This is a genomic window from Sphingomonas sp. PP-F2F-G114-C0414, assembly GCF_003688595.1.
GTDB lineage: Bacteria > Pseudomonadota > Alphaproteobacteria > Sphingomonadales > Sphingomonadaceae > Sphingomonas.
On sequence record NZ_RCWT01000012.1, the window covers coordinates 268,674 to 285,670 of the forward strand.

The 16,997-nt window shown below is 64.3% G+C and carries 17 protein-coding genes; 4 read left to right on the top strand and 13 right to left on the bottom strand.

Annotation, left to right across the window (positions count from 1 at the left end; translation table 11 throughout):
- Positions 1-627: 627 nt before the first annotated feature.
- The 7 genes from C8J47_RS13195 to C8J47_RS13220 form a co-directional block, all read right to left on the bottom strand.
- A complete protein-coding gene (locus tag C8J47_RS13195; protein WP_056047490.1) occupies positions 628-855 on the bottom strand; it encodes a hypothetical protein in 228 nt (75 codons plus the stop codon).
- A 105-nt stretch (positions 856-960) separates the two neighbouring features.
- Entirely contained in the window at positions 961-1,173 is a 213-nt protein-coding gene (locus C8J47_RS13200) for a cold-shock protein (RefSeq protein WP_031394996.1), read from the bottom strand.
- Between the two features lie 278 nt (positions 1,174-1,451).
- Positions 1,452-1,865 carry a glycine zipper 2TM domain-containing protein gene (locus tag C8J47_RS13205; RefSeq protein WP_183128697.1) on the bottom strand — a complete coding sequence of 138 codons (414 nt, stop codon included), beginning with the start codon at positions 1,863-1,865 and terminating at the stop codon, positions 1,452-1,454.
- Between the two features lie 73 nt (positions 1,866-1,938).
- Complete coding sequence (locus C8J47_RS13210) at positions 1,939-2,382, bottom strand: DUF3597 domain-containing protein (protein WP_121886022.1); 444 nt, start codon at positions 2,380-2,382, stop codon at positions 1,939-1,941.
- A complete protein-coding gene (locus C8J47_RS13215) occupies positions 2,379-3,674 on the bottom strand; it encodes a hypothetical protein (RefSeq protein WP_121886023.1) in 1,296 nt (431 codons plus the stop codon). The genes C8J47_RS13210 and C8J47_RS13215 overlap by 4 nt, the downstream gene beginning before the upstream one ends.
- Positions 3,671-3,913, bottom strand: coding sequence for a hypothetical protein (locus C8J47_RS18945; protein ID WP_147454329.1), 243 nt, complete (start codon positions 3,911-3,913; stop codon positions 3,671-3,673). The genes C8J47_RS13215 and C8J47_RS18945 overlap by 4 nt, the downstream gene beginning before the upstream one ends.
- Positions 3,914-4,455: 542 nt before the next feature.
- A complete protein-coding gene (locus C8J47_RS13220) occupies positions 4,456-4,785 on the bottom strand; it encodes a hypothetical protein (RefSeq protein WP_121886024.1) in 330 nt (109 codons plus the stop codon).
- 169 nt (positions 4,786-4,954) lie between these two features.
- Between C8J47_RS13220 and C8J47_RS13225 the strand changes: the two genes are divergently transcribed.
- Entirely contained in the window at positions 4,955-5,227 is a 273-nt protein-coding gene (locus C8J47_RS13225; protein ID WP_121886025.1) for a BrnT family toxin, read from the top strand.
- On the top strand, positions 5,187-5,486 hold the full coding sequence (locus C8J47_RS13230; protein WP_121886026.1) for a BrnA antitoxin family protein: 300 nt from the start codon (positions 5,187-5,189) through the stop codon (positions 5,484-5,486). The genes C8J47_RS13225 and C8J47_RS13230 overlap by 41 nt, the downstream gene beginning before the upstream one ends.
- A 629-nt stretch (positions 5,487-6,115) precedes the next feature.
- On the opposite strand, the gene C8J47_RS18950 is transcribed toward C8J47_RS13230, so the two are convergent.
- Positions 6,116-7,051, bottom strand: coding sequence for a hypothetical protein (locus C8J47_RS18950; protein ID WP_147454330.1), 936 nt, complete (start codon positions 7,049-7,051; stop codon positions 6,116-6,118).
- A 110-nt stretch (positions 7,052-7,161) separates the two neighbouring features.
- On the bottom strand, positions 7,162-10,059 hold the full coding sequence (uvrA, locus tag C8J47_RS13235; protein WP_121886027.1) for an excinuclease ABC subunit UvrA: 2,898 nt from the start codon (positions 10,057-10,059) through the stop codon (positions 7,162-7,164).
- Between the two features lie 234 nt (positions 10,060-10,293).
- On the opposite strand from uvrA, the gene C8J47_RS13240 reads away from it, so the two are divergent.
- A complete protein-coding gene (locus C8J47_RS13240; RefSeq protein WP_121886028.1) occupies positions 10,294-11,112 on the top strand; it encodes an energy transducer TonB in 819 nt (272 codons plus the stop codon).
- 95 nt (positions 11,113-11,207) lie between these two features.
- Positions 11,208-11,789, top strand: a complete 582-nt coding sequence (locus tag C8J47_RS18955; protein WP_147454331.1) for a hypothetical protein — start codon at positions 11,208-11,210, stop codon at positions 11,787-11,789.
- A gap of 51 nt (positions 11,790-11,840) precedes the next feature.
- Here the strand turns inward: C8J47_RS18955 and C8J47_RS13250 are convergent, their stop codons facing one another.
- The 4 genes from C8J47_RS13250 to odhB all read right to left on the bottom strand — a co-directional run bounded on the left by C8J47_RS13250 (position 11,841) and on the right by odhB (position 16,928).
- On the bottom strand, positions 11,841-13,052 hold the full coding sequence (locus C8J47_RS13250; RefSeq protein ID WP_121886030.1) for a GGDEF domain-containing protein: 1,212 nt from the start codon (positions 13,050-13,052) through the stop codon (positions 11,841-11,843).
- 753 nt (positions 13,053-13,805) lie between these two features.
- Entirely contained in the window at positions 13,806-15,200 is a 1,395-nt protein-coding gene (gene lpdA, locus C8J47_RS13255) for a dihydrolipoyl dehydrogenase (RefSeq protein WP_121886031.1), read from the bottom strand.
- 95 nt (positions 15,201-15,295) lie between these two features.
- Positions 15,296-15,583: a GIY-YIG nuclease family protein gene (locus C8J47_RS13260; protein ID WP_259467544.1), complete on the bottom strand. Its 288-nt coding sequence runs from the start codon at positions 15,581-15,583 to the stop codon at positions 15,296-15,298.
- Positions 15,584-15,677: 94 nt separating this feature from the next.
- Positions 15,678-16,928 carry a 2-oxoglutarate dehydrogenase complex dihydrolipoyllysine-residue succinyltransferase gene (odhB, locus tag C8J47_RS13265; RefSeq protein WP_121886032.1) on the bottom strand — a complete coding sequence of 417 codons (1,251 nt, stop codon included), beginning with the start codon at positions 16,926-16,928 and terminating at the stop codon, positions 15,678-15,680.
- Positions 16,929-16,997 lie beyond the last annotated feature (69 nt).

Genomic DNA, 16,997 nt, shown 5'->3' on the forward strand with positions numbered 1-16,997 from the left:
AAGATTGCTCCGTCGCTCGGTACTGTTCCGTGGTTATACCCATTGTCACCTAACCATCGTCATTCCCGCGGAGGCGGGGACCCATATGCTCACGCGTCGGCGATCACGTCGCGAGGTTTGCCATTACGGGTTCCCGCCTGCGCGGGAATGACGACTACCTGCTTGAAACTATGATCACCGACTGGTTCACGGGCACACTGTTCCGCGGGCCATATTCTATCGATAGGCGGCAACGGAGATTCTGGATTCCTGAGTAAAGCTGAAGCGGCCGACATAACGCGCGAAAAGAGCGGATTTACCGGTTCAGACCGGCTGTCGATGGGTTCCAGGCATCGCCGCTTGGAGCGGCGCGACTTCCGCCGCTTGGGGCGCACGACCGTCCGACAGGTTGGCTATCACGGACTGGTTTCCGGGCTAAATTTGTCAAATCCAGTACCGTTGGATTTCGCCGAATTGCGGTTGCATGCAGTTCTCTCGAGTGTAGCCCAAAGGATGGGTATGAGGGATCGAGAGTCCCAGGACTCAACCCGCCCTGTTCGGCCGCCTCTTGATGCAGAAAAGCCCGGGCGCTGGTGGCACCCGGGCTCTTTTGCTTCGTCGATCGCATCGCGGTGATCGCGGGTGCGCCTATTCGGCGGCGACCATCACGTTCATCATGTTCATGCGCTCGCCGCCGGGAGGGGCGGCTTCGCGGGCGGCGCGGAGGACCTGGGTGCGCTCGGCGCGCGAGGCCATCTCGTCCCAGGCCTTTTCGGCGCGGCGGCAGCGGTCGCGGACGTTGTCGAGGAGGGCGGCATCGCCGTTGCGACGCTCTTCATCAGCGCGGGCCCGGTAAAATTCTGGATTATCGGCCATGCTGGTGCGCTCCTGCGGGAATTTTCAAAGGGGTGATGCGGCGGCCGTTATGGCCGCCGCATCGCAACCGAGATCAGGTTGGCGGACCGTAATCCGCCAGCGAGATCAATCGGCTGGCTGGAGGTTCACGGCCGACTGCTTGCCACGCTTGTCGGGCTCGAGCTCGTAGGTGACGCGCTGGTTCTGGTTCAGCGTCGGCATGCCGGCGCGCTCAACCGCAGTGATGTGCACGAATGCATCGTTGCCGCCGCCATCCGGCGCGATGAAGCCATAGCCCTTGTCGGCGTTGAAGAATTTTACGGTTCCGGTGATAGCCATGAGATGGCTCCTTCTTAGTATGGGGCAACCCGACGTTCGGGCGGCCCGTGCCGCGGAGCAGGGAAAGAAGGAGAAAGGTGCCGCAAAGCGCCAAGAACCGTCGATATGCGACTGTAGCTGAGCACCATATGGGCCAAGACCGCCGGAAATGCAAATCTTGCCGATAAAATGGGTCAAGAAACACGTCGATTTACGCAACTAATATTTTCGTGCGCCCATCCCGAAGCAGCAATACTTCGCGACGACCGGCACCGATATTTCGGTGCCGGTCGAGCGGCTTAGCGGCAACGCGTCTCGTTGCTGTTGCGGTCGATGGCACGCCCGGCCAGCGCACCGCCGGCTGCCCCGAGCACGGTGCCGAGCAGGCCCGAACCGCCCGGCGCGATGACGTTGCCGAGCACGCCGCCCGCGACTCCGCCGACGATCAGCCCGGTGGTGCCGTCGTTGCGGCGGCAATAATACCGGCCGTCGTTACCGCGATAGACACGCTCGTTCTGCGACAGGCGGCGCTCGCGGTAGCGGCGGTCGTCGCGGTAATAGCGGCCGGCATCGTAGCCGTTGTACGCCGGATCCGGCCGGTTATAGTCGTAGGACCGATAGCGCGGGTCGGCGCCGTAGCGACTGCCGCCGTCGCCAACGCAGCCGGCGACCAGAGTGGAGGCGGCCAGCAGGCCCAGCATCGCAACGCGCATTTCGTGTCCTTTTCGTGGATATCGAGAGCGTAATGATCGGCGCCGGGGTTTGGTTGCCGGCGCCTATCCCACATCAGTCCTTGAGATTGGCGGGCACGGTGCCGCCGTTCTTCTCCAACTCGCGCATCACGGCCTTGATCAGCCACATGTTCATCTCGGCGCTGCCGTCCTTCGCGCCGGTATAGCCGAGCTCGGTGGCGAGCTCCTTGCGGTTGTCGAGGCTCGAATCGAGATCAAGCAGCTTCATCAGGTCGACGATCGAGGTGCGCCAGTTGAGATCGGAGCCCTTCTTCGAGGCGATGCCCGAGAGGACGGCCTCGACGTCGACCGGCTGGGCGGGCGCGGCGGGGGCCGCCTGCGGAGTCGGTGCGGCCGTCGTCGGCGCGGGCTGGGCTGCGGTAGTCTGCGGCGTGGGCGCTGGAGCCGGTGCGTCGGCCTTGGGTGTGCCGAAATGGCCGCTGCCGAGCGGGCCGTGCTCACCGAAGATGGCGGACTTGATCTTGCTGAAGATGCTCATGGGGGGTCTCCGTTGATGAGGCGTATGGCGGGAGAACGCCCGGTGGCGGATTTGGGTGCAGGGTCCGCAAAGGCCGGCGCCAGATCGGCCGCGCCGTGCGACTGGCCGGGGTCGGCGCCGGGCGAAGCATCGTCACGGGGTTCGAACTCGGGGTCGGGTTCGCTCGGGCGTTCCGGATCGAACATATCGGCGAGCGCCGCGACTCGGGCCGCATCGGTCGCGGCCGCCGCGTCGACCTCGTCATCGCCGATCAGCCCGCAGTCCACCGCATAGCCGATGAACCAGCTGTCGCGGTCCGCGCCCTCGACGACGAACCGCTCGGCGGTTTCGCGGTCGCGCGGCGCATCAAGGATGATCACCTCCTCCTCGGAACAGTCGCGGCTGTAATCGTCGTCGCCGAAATTGCTGCCGTCCTCTTCGTCATAGTCGCTCGGCGGTGGGAAGCGGGTGCGCCAGGCACAGGTGACGTCGTCCCACCAGACCGGGCATTCGCCGTCGGGACCGTCGGGCTCGACCGCCGGAAGTGCAGAAAGTGCAGACGCTGGAACGGGTTTCGGGGACGCGGGTTTGGCGACGGGTTCGGGCGCGAGACTGAGCAGGCCGGCGGCCTCCGCGCGCGCCCATTGCTCGGCGGTCCAGCCTGCGCGGGCGGCGGGGTCGAGATCGGTGACATCGATTTCCGACGCGAGGCCGGCGCCGCCGCGGAGCCAGCGGTCGGCGCGGGCGAGCGCGACGATCGGCGCCATTCCCTCCCCTGCGTCGGACGATCGGACACGCTCGCCGAGGAACAGGCCGGCGCGGGCGGGCCCTGCGTCACGCTCGACGAGGTCGAGGAACGCGTCGAACTCGGTCGCGATCAGGCGGGCGGCGGCGCTGGTGGTCTCGCTCTCCTCGGCATGGCGATCGAGCCGGGCGAGCAGCGACATGGCGAGGCGGTTGTCGAAGCGGTGGCGTTCGATCACGTCGCCGTCGGGCTTCGTGAGACGCTCGATCTGGCCGACCATCGCGCGGCAGAACAGCGCCTCGGCGACGATCGGCCGCGCGACGAGCTTGGCGGCGTCCCAGCCGAGCGCGAACGCCGCGCCCGCTGCGCGACGGCGCAGGCTGTACGCGGCGCGGGGCGACAGGCCGACGCTGGCGGTCGCCTCGTCGACGGTGGCGCCCTCGGCGATGCGTTCGAGGAAGCCGCGCTGGCGCTCGGGGGACCAGCCGTCGATGCGCTGGCGATGTTGCCGCGTGAAGGCGTCGATGGGCGGCGCGTCGATGCCGTGTTCCTGGAGAGCGGCGGTCACTTGCGCATGGTCCAGGCGAGCGCGGTCCAGCGGTCGCGGTTGGCGGCGATCTCGGGCGAGACGGGCATGCGGGTGCCGATCCGGCCGGCGTCGACATGCGCTTGCCAGGCCATGACGTGGCGGACCGCGTCTGGGAGGTGGTCGGAGATCGGCGGGTCGTATCGCGGCCTGGGGGCGGGCACGGCGCGCGTTGCGATGTAGCACGGGGGCGGGTCGGCCGGGGTGGGTGCATTCGCCATGATCGATCCTCGTTGCGAGAGGACCGATCAGGTATGCCGGATCGGGGTGTGTAGGACAGCGGTTTCGGGGGGAGCCCGCGTCCTGACGCCCCCTCGTCATCCTGACGAAAGTCAGGGCCCAGGGTTACGGGGTATGGCGCTTTTGGCTCTGGGTCCGACTTTCGTCAGGATGACGAAGGGGGGGATAAGGGCGTGGCGTGGGTGATGGAACCAGTGCTCATCGATTTCGGACATGCGTTAGCGCGCGATCCGACGCCCTCCTTGTTCTCCCGCGAAGGCGGGAGCCCAGTCTGGATCCCCGCCTTCGCGGGGAAACAGGCTTACTTGCTCGACGTACCCAACGATCCAGCCAACCGTGACGAAACACGGGCGGTGGCATCAGGATAGGCTTCGACCGTTGGGCTCTCCTGATCCTCCCCCGCAAGGGGTAGATGGCACCGCAGGTGACGGAGGGGGAGGACACGGAACAGCAGTTGTCGCCCCCTCCCCCTCCGTCTGGCAAGCCAGCCACCTCCCCCTTGCGGGGGAGGAACAGGAAGGCGTCAGCCGAGCGTCGAACCGCGATCCGCGGCGAACGACGGGGCCGGGCCGGTGGCGGGGCGGAGCGACTCGCGCTCGGCCTTGGTGGGGACCGCGGTGGGATCGGGGCGGAAGGCGTCCGGCGCGCGATCGGTCGCACTTGGCCGCGGCTTGTCGAGCGCGAGATCGGGCGCGGCATGCTCGGCGGGGTTGGCCTTCGAGCGCAGGAACACCGCCAGCAACGCACCCCCGAGACCGATCGCCGCGGCCCCGATCGACAGCGCGTTGATGCCGAACGTTTTGGCGTTGGGCTTGGGCTTTGGGGCGGGCTTGTGCGGGTGAGGCTTGGTCATGGGAATGTCCTTTGATGCAGCCTCGGAAACGGACGGTCGGTCGCAGGGGTTCCAACTTGTGCGGGTGACGGGATGCGTCCGTTACCGATGCGACTACCCTTGCTGAGTGTGATGACGCGCTATGCTCTCATTGACGGTAACATTGTTGTAGTTACATAAAGGGTCGGATGTGGAGATCAGCTTCGACCCGGTGAAACACGCATGGACGCTGGCGGAGCGAGGTCTGGACTTCGCCGATGCGGGCAAGGTGTTTGCGGGGACGGTGTTCGAGTTCGAGGACGAGCGCGGTGCGTATTCCGAGCGGCGATACTCGACAATCGGCATGCTCGAAGGCCGCATGGTCGTGGTAATATGGGTCGATGCCGAAGACGGTCGGCGCGTCATATCGATGAGGAAGGCCAATGCCCGAGAACGCACGCGGTTCGAGCGCTACCTCGCTTGATCCAAACGACGACGCGCCGGAGTGGACGGACGAAATGTTCGAACATGCCGAGTTGGCGATCGGCGGGAAGGTGATCCGGCCGGCGACGGGCTATCTGGGGCCGAACGGCGTTGTGAAGGGCCGCCCGCCGCTGCGCGACCGCGCCAAGCAGCAGGTGACGTTGCGGCTTGACCCGGACGTGCTAGCGAAGTTTCGCCAGGGCGGGCCGGGGTGGCAGGGGCGGATCAATGCGGCGTTGCGGACGGCGGTGGGACTTTAGGGGGTGTCCGAACTACATCCCCTAACCCCTGTGGGCATCCCGATATGCTCCCCGCGTCTCCAAAACTGAAATTACCGTCTCAGACAACCGATAAAACGTATAAATTACCTCAAAGAACATAAACACTGTAGTCGCCCTAACGACGAACGCTGATGCAATCCATGCTAAAATGGCATAACTATATACAACGTCTAAATATCTTTTACTGCCTTCCCCAAATATAACCTCTATAGTTTTATATACCAAACCCCGAGGACTTATAGATATACTCAAGAAGACCATTAGAATGATACTGGTCATTGAGACAGCGATTATGAACTTTGATCTAGCTTTGAAGTTTCTTTCCAATATTGCTAACGTCGCAATGTCATGACGGTCCGTTTCATTCTTTGGCTTCGGCAAGTCGGCGCTAGGTGAAATATTATTAGAAAAGAGTGACGTGAACGTAAAACCCGTCAAAACCGATATCGCGACAGACATCATAGCAAGTGAATTTTCGTCAATCACCTTAGCAAATATAGCGATTAAAATCGCTACCGCGATAAATACAGCCAACCTCAGTCGATGACGCTCGTCATCGCCACGATAGGTAACGTACACATCGCGCCAGAGGTGGTAAATCGCGCGCATTATGCTAACATCGGGATTATCTTTTCCCGCATAACTCTTATCATTTCATCTCTAACTTGGATCGGATCGGCTATACCATCGCCGTCTATTTCCGCTGAGATGCCAAATTTTGTCGAAAAATTATTATCGCCCAATAGATAAATAGTTCTTTGACCACCTTCTTCTCGTATCACTGCCGAGCAACCGATGATTTCATCCTCATCAAGTGATAGCAGTTCGCTCTGACTGACTATACGAGCCAGAGCTCGTTTACGCTGATCAACCGTTCCTCGAACTTGCTCAGTAATGTCGCTAACACTTTGTTCAAAATTATCGCCGTACTCAGCGCTCGTAACCGCCAACACACCCGAACTTCCAAATATAGGACGGCGCTCAGCGCGGTCACCGCGCTTGCGATAGATGAGCTTTACGGAAATGGGTCGCCCCGTACCGATTTCACTGGAGGCATTCGTTAGCGTTTTTGACGCGATCCGATAGTTCCCGGCGAGAATGTACGAGAAGCAGTTCTTCAAACCTTCATAATCGCCAAAAGCACCATGATAGGTCGTACCGATAAGTATCTTCCCGTCACGAAGCCGCGTTACAAGATAGTGAAATCCCCGAAGATTAAGGCTGTCCGCCTCAACAACACCCAGACGATTATTTCTATACTTCTGCCCGTAATACGCTCCCTCAAAGTTCCCGAAAAACAAACCTTCCTCAGGCTCTTCGAAATAATTGAATGGCAGGTTCCTACCTAGCTTTATCGCCGCAATAACCCTGTCATCAGTATCGTCAATCGGGCGCGTGTCTTGAAGCCTCGCTATGACCCTATTGAACTCGGCCTCAGTGAAACCCTCTTCCGACGCCTCGCCTACTTCGTCATCGTTCGGTATTGACTTAACAAGATAATGAAACGATGCAGTTACCTGGTGATTGCGTTGACGCTTAGCCATGTAGAATCGGATCCTCTGTTTAGCTAGACATTGAATACCCGATCAACTTTTTGGTCAAGCGTATGCAACTGATGATGCAGATTTGTGTAAAACTCACCTAATGGGGCTAGTCACTCCGCCGCCACCACCCGCTTCTCTAACAACGGCGCGAGATACTTCCCCGTAAAGCTGCCCTTGGCCTTAGCCACCTTCTCCGGCGTGCCCTCCGCGACGATCTCGCCGCCTTTGACGCCGCCTTCCGGGCCCAGGTCGAGGACCCAGTCGGCGGTCTTGATGACGTCGAGATTGTGTTCGATCACGACGACCGTGTTGCCTTGCTCGACCAGCGCGTGGAGGACTTCCAGCAATTTCCGCACGTCCTCGAAGTGGAGCCCGGTGGTGGGTTCGTCGAGGATGTAGAGCGTGTTGCCGGTGGCGCGGCGCGAGAGTTCCTTGGCGAGCTTGACGCGTTGCGCTTCGCCGCCCGAGAGCGTCGTCGCCTGCTGGCCGACCTTGACGTAGCCGAGGCCGACCTCGACCAGCATCGCCATCTTGTCGCGGATCGGGGGGACCGCCTTGAAGAACTCGGCGGCGTCCTCGACCGTCATGTCGAGCACGTCGGCGATCGAATGGCCCTTGAACTTCACCTCGAGCGTCTCGCGATTGTAGCGCGCGCCGTGGCAGACGTCGCAGGTGACGTAGACGTCGGGGAGGAAGTGCATCTCGATCTTGAGCACGCCGTCGCCCTGGCACGCCTCGCAGCGGCCGCCCTTGACGTTGAAGCTGAAGCGGCCGGGCTTGTAGCCGCGCGCCTGCGATTCCGGCAGGCCGGCGAACCAGTCGCGGATCTGCGTGAAGCTGCCGGTGTAGGTGGCGGGGTTGCTGCGCGGGGTGCGGCCGATCGGCGACTGGTCGATGTCGATGACCTTGTCGAGATACTGGAGGCCGGTGATCTTGTCGTGCTTGCCCTGGACGATGCGCGCGCCGTTCAGCTCGCGTGCGGCGGCCGCGTAGAGCGTGTCGATCGTGAAGCTCGACTTGCCCGAGCCGGAGACGCCGGTGATGCAGGTGAAGGTGCCGAGCGGCAGGCTGGCGGTGACGCCGCGCAGGTTGTTGGCGACCGCGTTGTGGACGGTGAGCTTCTTGCCGTTGCCTTTCCGTCGCGTGGTTGGGACCGGCACCTCGCGCGTGCCGTTGAGATAGTCGGCGGTGATGCTGCCCTTCGACTTGAGGATCTGCTTCAGCGTGCCCTGCGCGACGACCTGGCCGCCGCGGACGCCCGCGCCGGGGCCCATGTCGATGATGTAGTCGGCGGTGCGGATGGCGTCCTCGTCATGCTCGACGACGAGCACGGTGTTGCCGAGATCGCGCAGACGGCGGAGCGTCTTGAGGAGCATGTCGTTGTCGCGCTGGTGCAGGCCGATCGAGGGCTCGTCGAGGACGTAGAGCACGCCGGACAGGCCGCTGCCGATCTGCGACGCGAGGCGGATGCGCTGAGATTCGCCGCCGCTGAGCGTGCCGCTGGTGCGGTCGAGGTTGAGGTAGTCGAGGCCGACGTTGTTGAGGAAGCCCAGGCGCTCGACGATCTCCTTGAGGATGCGTTCGGCGATCGCGTTCTGCTGGTCGCCGAGATGCTGCGGCATGTCGGTGAAGAACTGGAGCGCGTCGACCACCGAGAGATGCGTGGCGTAGGAGATGTCCTTCATCGCGATCTTGACCGCGAGTGCTTCGGGTTTCAGGCGCGCGCCGCCGCAGACTTCGCAGGGGGCGGCGGACTGGTACTTGCTCAATTCCTCGCGCATCCAGGCGGAGTCGGTCTGGAGCATCCGGCGGTTGAGGTTGCCGATGACGCCCTCGAACGGCTTCGAGACGTCGTATTTCTTCTTGCCGTCGATGAAGGTGAGCGTGACGGGCTTGCCCTTCGAGCCGTGCAGGATGGTGCTCTGGACCTCCGGCGGAAGGTCGGACCAGGGCGTCTCGATGTCGAACTTATACTCGCGCGCGAGGCTGCCGAGGACCTGCATGTAATAGGGCGACGGAGGGTTGGATTTCGCCCAGGGCACGACCGCGCCCTTCTTGATGCTGAGCATGTGGTTGGGGACGACGAGGTCTTCGTCGAACAGCAGTTTCTCGCCGAGGCCGTCGCAGGCCGGGCAGGCGCCTTGCGGGGCGTTGAACGAGAACAGGCGCGGCTCGATCTCGGAGATGGTGAAGCCGCTGACCGGGCAGGCGAACTTCTCGCTGAAGACGATGCGGCCGTCGGGGGCGTTGTTGCCGAGGATTTCGGACTTTGGCGTGTGCGGTTCGACCGGGTCGGCGGGGTCGACATAGGCGAGGCCGTCGGCGAGTTTCAGCGCGGTTTCGAACGATTCCGCGAGGCGCGTGGCGATTTCGCCGCCTACCACCAGGCGGTCGACGACGACTTCGATGTCGTGCTTGTACTTCTTGTCGAGCGCGGGGGCTTCGTCGATGTCGTGGATCGTGCCGTCGATGCGGACGCGCGCGAAGCCGGCCTTCTGCCACTCGGCGAGTTCCTTGCGGTACTCACCTTTCCGCCCGCGGACGACGGGGGCGAGCAGGTACAGACGCGTGCCCTCGGGGAGCGCCATGACGCGGTCGACCATCTGCGACACGGTCTGCGCCGCAATGGGCTCGCCGGTGGCAGGCGAGTACGGGATGCCGACGCGCGCCCAGAGCAGGCGCATGTAGTCGTAGATCTCCGTGACGGTGGCGACGGTCGAGCGCGGGTTGCGCGACGTCGTCTTCTGCTCGATCGAGATCGCGGGCGAGAGGCCTTCGATGTGGTCGACGTCGGGCTTCTGCATCAGTTCGAGGAACTGGCGGGCATAGGCGGACAGGCTCTCGACGTAGCGGCGTTGGCCCTCGGCGTAGATCGTGTCGAACGCCAGGCTCGACTTCCCCGAGCCGGAGAGGCCGGTGATCACCGTGAGCGTGTCGCGGGGGATGTCGATGTCGACGTCCTTGAGGTTGTGCTCGCGCGCGCCGCGTACGGAAATCTTGGTCAGCATGAGGCTGGTTCTACTTCTGTTCTGATCGGGACACTAGTGGGAGAGATAGGAATGCATGAGGCCGGGTGCCAGTTCATCGGCAGGATCAATCGGGCGAATCCACGATCGTGCGTGCGGATCTCGCGTGCGGGGCGGCAACGAACACGAACGTTGCTTGCAACAGCATTGCGTATTGACGACAACCGCCGCGCCGGCCGCGACGTCGGGGGAAATGCCGGTGGGGAATAGGTGTCGATGCCAGTGATAGTTGCGCTTGCCATGGCGGCCACCGTGGCCGTGCCGGCCGCGCCGATGATGCCCTCGGGCAAATGGAACGTCGATTATGGCGCGACCGCCTGCGTGTTGGGACGGATCTACGGGACCGGCAAGGCCGAGACGGTGCTTGCGCTGCGTCAGGTGCCACTATCGTCCGGGCTCGAACTGATGGTCTATACCAACGATCGAAACGCGACGATGCGGCTCGGGCAGGCGAGGGTATCGATTGCGGGCGGCGGATCGTACGAGGGGCGGTACGAAAGCTTTCCAACGCAGGCCAAGGACAAGCGGATGACCCGCCTGTCGGTCGACGGCGCGGTGTTCGAGACGCTGCCCGCCGATCCGGTGCTGCAGATCGTGCCCGACAAGATGCCGGGCTGGGCGTTCGCACTGCCCAACGCGAAGGCCGCGTTCGAGGCGCTGGCGAAATGCAATGACTCGACGGTCAAGCTGTGGGGAATCGATCCGACCGAGCGCGCGCGGATCGCCCAGTCTGCCGAGCCGGCAAGCTATCCGGGCGACTGGGTCGTGACCAATGATTACCCGATGACGATCGTCAGAAAGGGCGCGCAGGGAACATCGATCGTGCTGTGGACGATCGGGTTGGACGGACGGGTCGCCGATTGCCGGACGGTGGTATCGAGCGGCGAGGTCGAACTCGACAAGGCAGCCTGCCATGCGATCACCCAGCGCGGGCGCTACAAGCCGGCGCTTGGTCATGACGGCAAGCCGATGATCAGCCACAGTACGCGCAAGGTGGCGTGGCGATTGCGGGGGACGTGGTCGGGCAAAGATTGAGCCCGGCGCATCCGCTCGCCCGACGAAACGGCCTTGCGCCCCGCCGATGGTGTATTATCTTTGTCGTACACATTGCGAACGGCACAGAGGACGACATGGGCAAGAAGAAGGACGAGCGTAAGCGGCGCGAGCGCGAAGTTGAGATCGACATGCGTGCGGGCGGGCATCACGAGGGTGAGCCGGACGGCGGCGGGCACAAGCGCCACAAGCACGCCGACCATAAGCACGACGGTGGAAAGCAGGATGGCGGCAAGCATGCGGGTGGGGCGCCGTTCGCCGGGATCGCCGCGACGATCGCACGGCAGATGGGAACGCCGGTCGGGCGGCAGATGATCGCGGCCGGGCTGATGGCCGCGGCGACCGCGATCTCGAAGCATGACGCGAAGGCGAATGCGCGGCCGACCCCGCCGACGCCCCCTGCCCCGCCCTCGCCTGCCGCACCCTCGCAACAGGCTGAGCCTGGTGCGTCGAAGGTGGAGCCGGACGTGGCGGCCGAGACGGCCAAGCCGCAGGGCAATGGTCCGTTCGCCGGGGATACGCCGGAGCCGCCGCGGAGCGAGAAAAACGCGTTGCCGCCCGAGTTCGCCAAGGTGCTGGACTCGGTCACGGTAGGGCTGGAGCGATTGTTCGTCGGGTTCGGCAAGCCGACCGGGAAGAAGGACCCGCCGGCCGCTTGACCGTGCCGGACCGCGACGCCGCGCGTGGCGTTGCGGTTCTGCCGGGGCGGCTCAGGCGGCCTTGGTGTAGACGTCCGGAACGTAGACGTCCGGGATGTAGATGTCCGGGATATATACGGGAGGGATGCAGACGGCGGGTTGACGGCGATCGCTTTTCGCGCGGTACATCGCGCGGTCTGCGTCGGCGATGAGGTCGACGATCGGTATCTGGGGCTCGCCTTCGACGATACCGAAGCTGACCCCGAGCGTGCCATGCGTCGCCATGCGCGGCGCCATGGTCTGCGCGAACCGTGTCGCGATGCTGGTGCCGATCGCGCGGGCCTGCGTTGTCGGGACGTCGGGCAGCACGCAGACGAATTCGTCGCCGCCCCAACGGACGAGGTGGCCTTGCCGGCCGAGAGCCTCGTGGGCGATCTCCGCGAAGGTGCGGAGCGCCGCGTCGCCGGCGGCGTGGCCGAACGTGTCGTTGAGCGTCTTGAAGCGATCGAGATCGAGCATCATCACCGTCAGCGTACGCGGCGCATGGCAACCAGCGAACGTCCGCACGATGCGATCGAGGCCCGCGCGATTGAACGCGCCGGTGAGCCAGTCGCGCTCCATCTGATCGAGCAGCAGGTTCTGGCCGCGCTCGGCCTGGAGGATCAGCAGCGAAAAGGCGCGGAAGATGATGAAGGCGATCTGGCCGGCCGCGAGCCAGGCGCCGAGATCGTCGTGACGACCGGTCAACTGCGTGCCGATCCGGTCGCTATAGGCCAACCAGGCGCGGCCGAGGAACATCGGTACGGTGACCGCGAACAGCGCGGCGACGATCCAGCCGGTCTGCAGCGAGTCACGCCGCGCGAAACGGACGGCGACGACGACCACGACGAGGTCGAACCCGGCGCGGATGACGCTGAGATAGGCGACGCGGAGGTGGAAATGCGCCGGATCGTGCGTGAACCACAAGGGCAGGCCCAGCACGGCGGCGATCGCCAGCAGCGACCTCAGTCGCGCGTCCGGGCGGTCGAATTTCACCGCCGCGCCGGCGATCAGCGCATAGCCCATCACCACCGCGGGGTTGCCGATGCTGGGCGCCCAGGGGAGGCCGATCCGATCGTTCAGCACCGCCATCAGCGCGCCGCAACCCGCGATCAGGTGGCCGGCGCCCCATAAGCCTGCCCATGATCCGAACCGACCGGTCGCGAGGGGGATGAGGTGGATGAACCCGGCGACCAGCATGCCGAGGCCTGCGACGACGTAGAGAGTAGAGAGATCGAGCGCCACGGAGACCTGCTTGTTCGTTCGTTACGCGGGCTGATAGGTTGGCTTTGCTAAGGATTGGTTCCGGTTGGTGCTTGGGGACGGAAATTTGCTTTTTGTTGGGTTTGCGGTGCTTCGGCTTGAAGGGCCCCGCCACCGCGTTGCACGTCACTCTGATCGCGCTCGGTTATTGCGTTCCCCTTGCCCCGTCATCCCGGCGGACGCCGGGACCCTTGGTCGCGGGCGGGGTGATGATGGCGCGGTATCGGCGGTCCGCCGCAACCGTGGGCCCCGGCGTCCGCCGGGGTGACAGATAGGGGGTGCGGATTGGGTGGGTTTGGGAAGGGTCTGGAGCGTGGGCTTTGGAGCGCGGGACGCTGTCATAGACCTCGCAAACCAGGATCTTCCTGCAGTCGCGGCTGCCAATTGATTGCGCGCTACTCCCTCCCCCGTCATCCCGGCGGACGCCGGGACCCATGGTCGCGGAATGGGTGATGATGGCGCGGTATCGCCGGGTCCTCCGTAACCGTGGGTCCCGGCGTCCGCCGGGATGACGGATAGGGGGTGGTTGGACGGGTTTTGAGGAGGGGGTGCAGTTGTATCGTTCCCCCACAAACGCAGAGAGGGCGCCGGTGGATTGCCACCGACGCCCTCTCGATCTTTCTTCACTCGCAGAGGCGAAGCCTTGCTTGGCCGGACAGGGGCAAAGCCCCTGTCGTCGGACGGCGCTGGAGCGCCGCCGGCCGGGCAAGCCCTTTAGATCATATCTAGCACTTGCTAGATATGAATGGGCTTGCCTTGCACCGCCATCGCCGCTTCCTTGATCGCCTCGGCATGCGTGGGGTGCGCATGACACGTGTAGGCGATGTCTTCGCTGGTCGCGCCGAATTCCATCGCGATGGCGGCTTCGGCGATCAGCGTGCCCGCGAGGCTCGACACGATCCAGACGCCGAGGACGCGGTCGGTCTTGGCGTCGGCGATGATCTTCACGAAGCCGTCGGTGTCGCGGTTGGTCTTGGCGCGGCTGTTGGCCGCGAAGGGGAACTTGCCGACCTTGATCTCGGTCTTTTCCTTCGCCGCTTCCTCGGTCAGGCCGACGCCGGCGATCTCGGGCATCGTGTAGACGACGCTCGGGATGACGTCCTCGTTGACGATGCCGGTCTGGCCGGCGATGTTTTCCGCGACCGCAACGCCTTCGTCCTCGGCCTTGTGCGCGAGCATCAGGCCGGGGATGCAATCGCCGATCGCCCAGACGCCGTCGACCTTGGTGCGGAACGAGTGGTCGGTTTCGATCTGGCCGCGCTTGTTGAGCTCGAGGCCGATGGCTTCGAGGTTGAGGCCGTCGACGTTCGCTTTCCGCCCGATCGAGACGAGCACCGCATCGGCGGTCAGCGTCTCGGACGCGCCACCCGCGGCGGGCTCGACGGTGACGGTCGCGACGCCGTTGTCGACCGTCACGCCGGTGACCTTGGTCGAGAGCTTCAGCTCCATGCCCTGCTTCTTGAAGAGCTTGGCGGTCTCGCGACGGACTTCGCCGTCGAAGCCGGGGAGGATCTGATCGACGAACTCGACAACCGTGACCTTCGCGCCGAGACGACGCCAGACGCTGCCGAGTTCGAGCCCGATCACGCCGCCGCCGATGACGACCATGTGCTCGGGGACCTTCGGGAGCGCGAGCGCGCCGGTGCTGTCGACTACGGTCGCCTGGTCGACTTCGACGCCGGGGAGCGGCATGACCGACGAGCCGGTGGCGATGACGATGTTCTTCGCGGTGACCTTCTGGCCCGCGACGTCGACGGTGTGCGCATCCTGGAACGCGGCCTTGCCCTTGAGCCAGGTCACCTTGTTCTTCTTGAACAGGAATTCGACGCCGCCGGTCAGTTCCTTGACGGCCTTGGCCTTCTCGGCGTGCATCTGGTCGAGGTTGAGGGTGACGCCGGCGAACTCGACGCCGAACTTCGTCATGTGACCGCCCTTGGCCTCCTCGTAGATCTCGGAGGCGTGGAGCAGCGCCTTGGACGGGATGCAGCCGACGTTGAGGCAGGTGCCGCCGAGCGTCTCGCGGGACTCGGCACAGGCGGTGCGCAGGCCAAGCTGCGCGGCACGGATCGCCGCGACGTAACCGCCGGGGCCCGCACCGATCACGAGGACGTCATAGTCGTAGTCAGCCATTCTTCATCTCCGTCGTTCTCCTGCGAACGCAGGAGCCCAGGGTTACGGGAGGCGCCCCTTGTTACCCTGGACTCCTGCGTTCGCAGGAGAACGGGTTAGAAGAGCGTCTCGTACAAATCCTTCCAGTGCGGGTTGGTCTGTTCGATCAGGTCGATCTTCCAGGCCCGCTTCCATTTCTTCATCTGCAACTCGCGTTGCCGTGCAGATTGTATGTCGTCACTCGCCTCGAACCACACAAGGAGGATGCAGCCATGCTCCTTGGAGAAGCCGTCGATCAGACGGTTGCGGTGTTGGTAGGCTCTGGCGAGCAGGTCGCTGGTGACGCCGAGGTAGAGCGTTCCGTTGCGGCTGCTCGCCATGAGGTAGACGAAACCGGCTCTCATGTTTTCCTGCGCATGCAGGAATCCAGGATTACGGGGGGTGGTGTCCGTGACCCTGGGCTCCTGCGTTCGCAGGAGAACGAGGAGCCGTTTTGGGTCAGAGGTCGATCAGGATACGGGTCGGATCCTCGATAGCATTTTTCAGCGCCACCAGGAACGTCACGGCTTCGCGGCCGTCGATCAAACGGTGGTCGTAGCTGAGCGCGAGGTACATCATCGGGCGGATGACGATCTGGCCGTTCACGACGACCGGGCGCTCCTCGATGCGGTGGAGGCCCAGCACAGCGGACTGCGGCGGGTTGATGATCGGAGTCGACATCAGCGAGCCGAACACGCCGCCGTTCGAAATCGTGAAGGTACCGCCCTTCATCTCGTCCATCTTGAGCGCGCCTTCCTTGGCGCGCTTGCCGAAGTCGCCGATCGTCTTCTCGATCGTCGCGACCGACATCTGATCGGCATCGCGGATGACGGGGACGACGAGGCCGCCCGGCGACGAGACCGCGACCGAGATGTCGGCGTAATCGTGATAGACGATGTCATCGCCGTCGATCGACGCGTTGACCGACGGAATGTCGCGCAGCGCCATCGTCGCGGCCTTCACGAAGAAGCCCATGAAGCCCAAACGAACGCCGTGCTTCTTCTCGAACAGGTCCTTGTACTTGGCACGCGCCTCGATCACCGCGGTCATGTCGACGTCGTTGAACGTCGTCAGCATCGCGGCCGTGTTCTGCGCTTCCTTGAGGCGCTTCGCGATCGTCTGGCGGAGGCGCGTCATGCGCACGCGTTCCTCACCACGACCCGATGCGGCGGCGGGGGCTGCTGCCGGTGCGGGCGCCGCGGCGGGGGCAGGCGCTGGCTTGCTCGATGCGGCGGCTGTCACGTCTTCCTTGGTGATGCGACCGTCGCGGCCGGTGCCCTTGACGGTGCCGGGGTCGACGCCGTGCTCCAGCACCGCGCGGCGGACCGACGGGGATAGCGCGGCGGGGGAGTCGCTGGTGCCGGCACCGGGCTGGTCGCCGTACCCTGCGCCGGACTCGTCCTTGGTGGGCGCGGACGGCGTCGCAGTCGCCGCTGGCTCGGGCGCCTTGGCGGGCGCAGCGGCGGCGCCGTCACCGGAGTCGATCGTGGCGAGCATCGCGCCGACCTGCACGGTGTCGCCGACGGCGACCGCGTGCTGGCCCATGACGCCGGCGACCGGCGACGGGACCTCGACCGAGACCTTGTCGGTCTCGAGGCTGGCGATGGGCTCGTCGACCGCGACGGGATCGCCGGGCTGCTTCAGCCACTCGCCGAGGGTGGCTTCGGTGATCGACTCACCCAGGACGGGGACGGTGACTTCGGTTGCCATGTTTGCTTCTACCTTTTGTGCTCCTGCGGACGCAGGGGCCTAGGGTTACTCTGCCGCTCCCTGGGTTCC

Excerpts from the sequence above, each read along its gene's own strand:
- C8J47_RS13230 (WP_121886026.1), top strand. The coding sequence starts at position 5,187 with ATGCCCGAGAACGCACGCGGTTCGAGCGCTACCTCGCTTGATCCAAAC.
- C8J47_RS18950 (WP_147454330.1), bottom strand. The coding sequence starts at position 7,051 with ATGGCTAAGCGTCAACGCAATCACCAGGTAACTGCATCGTTTCATTAT.
- odhB (WP_121886032.1), bottom strand. The coding sequence starts at position 16,928 with ATGGCAACCGAAGTCACCGTCCCCGTCCTGGGTGAGTCGATCACCGAA.
- uvrA (WP_121886027.1), bottom strand. The coding sequence starts at position 10,059 with ATGCTGACCAAGATTTCCGTACGCGGCGCGCGCGAGCACAACCTCAAG.
- C8J47_RS13210 (WP_121886022.1), bottom strand. The coding sequence starts at position 2,382 with ATGAGCATCTTCAGCAAGATCAAGTCCGCCATCTTCGGTGAGCACGGC.
- C8J47_RS13200 (WP_031394996.1), bottom strand. The coding sequence starts at position 1,173 with ATGGCTATCACCGGAACCGTAAAATTCTTCAACGCCGACAAGGGCTAT.
- lpdA (WP_121886031.1), bottom strand. The coding sequence starts at position 15,200 with ATGGCTGACTACGACTATGACGTCCTCGTGATCGGTGCGGGCCCCGGC.
- C8J47_RS18955 (WP_147454331.1), top strand. The coding sequence starts at position 11,208 with ATGGGCAAGAAGAAGGACGAGCGTAAGCGGCGCGAGCGCGAAGTTGAG.
- C8J47_RS13220 (WP_121886024.1), bottom strand. The coding sequence starts at position 4,785 with ATGACCAAGCCTCACCCGCACAAGCCCGCCCCAAAGCCCAAGCCCAAC.
- C8J47_RS13260 (WP_259467544.1), bottom strand. The coding sequence starts at position 15,583 with ATGAGAGCCGGTTTCGTCTACCTCATGGCGAGCAGCCGCAACGGAACG.
- C8J47_RS13240 (WP_121886028.1), top strand. The coding sequence starts at position 10,294 with ATGCCAGTGATAGTTGCGCTTGCCATGGCGGCCACCGTGGCCGTGCCG.
- C8J47_RS18945 (WP_147454329.1), bottom strand. The coding sequence starts at position 3,913 with ATGGCGAATGCACCCACCCCGGCCGACCCGCCCCCGTGCTACATCGCA.
- C8J47_RS13195 (WP_056047490.1), bottom strand. The coding sequence starts at position 855 with ATGGCCGATAATCCAGAATTTTACCGGGCCCGCGCTGATGAAGAGCGT.
- C8J47_RS13205 (WP_183128697.1), bottom strand. The coding sequence starts at position 1,865 with ATGCGCGTTGCGATGCTGGGCCTGCTGGCCGCCTCCACTCTGGTCGCC.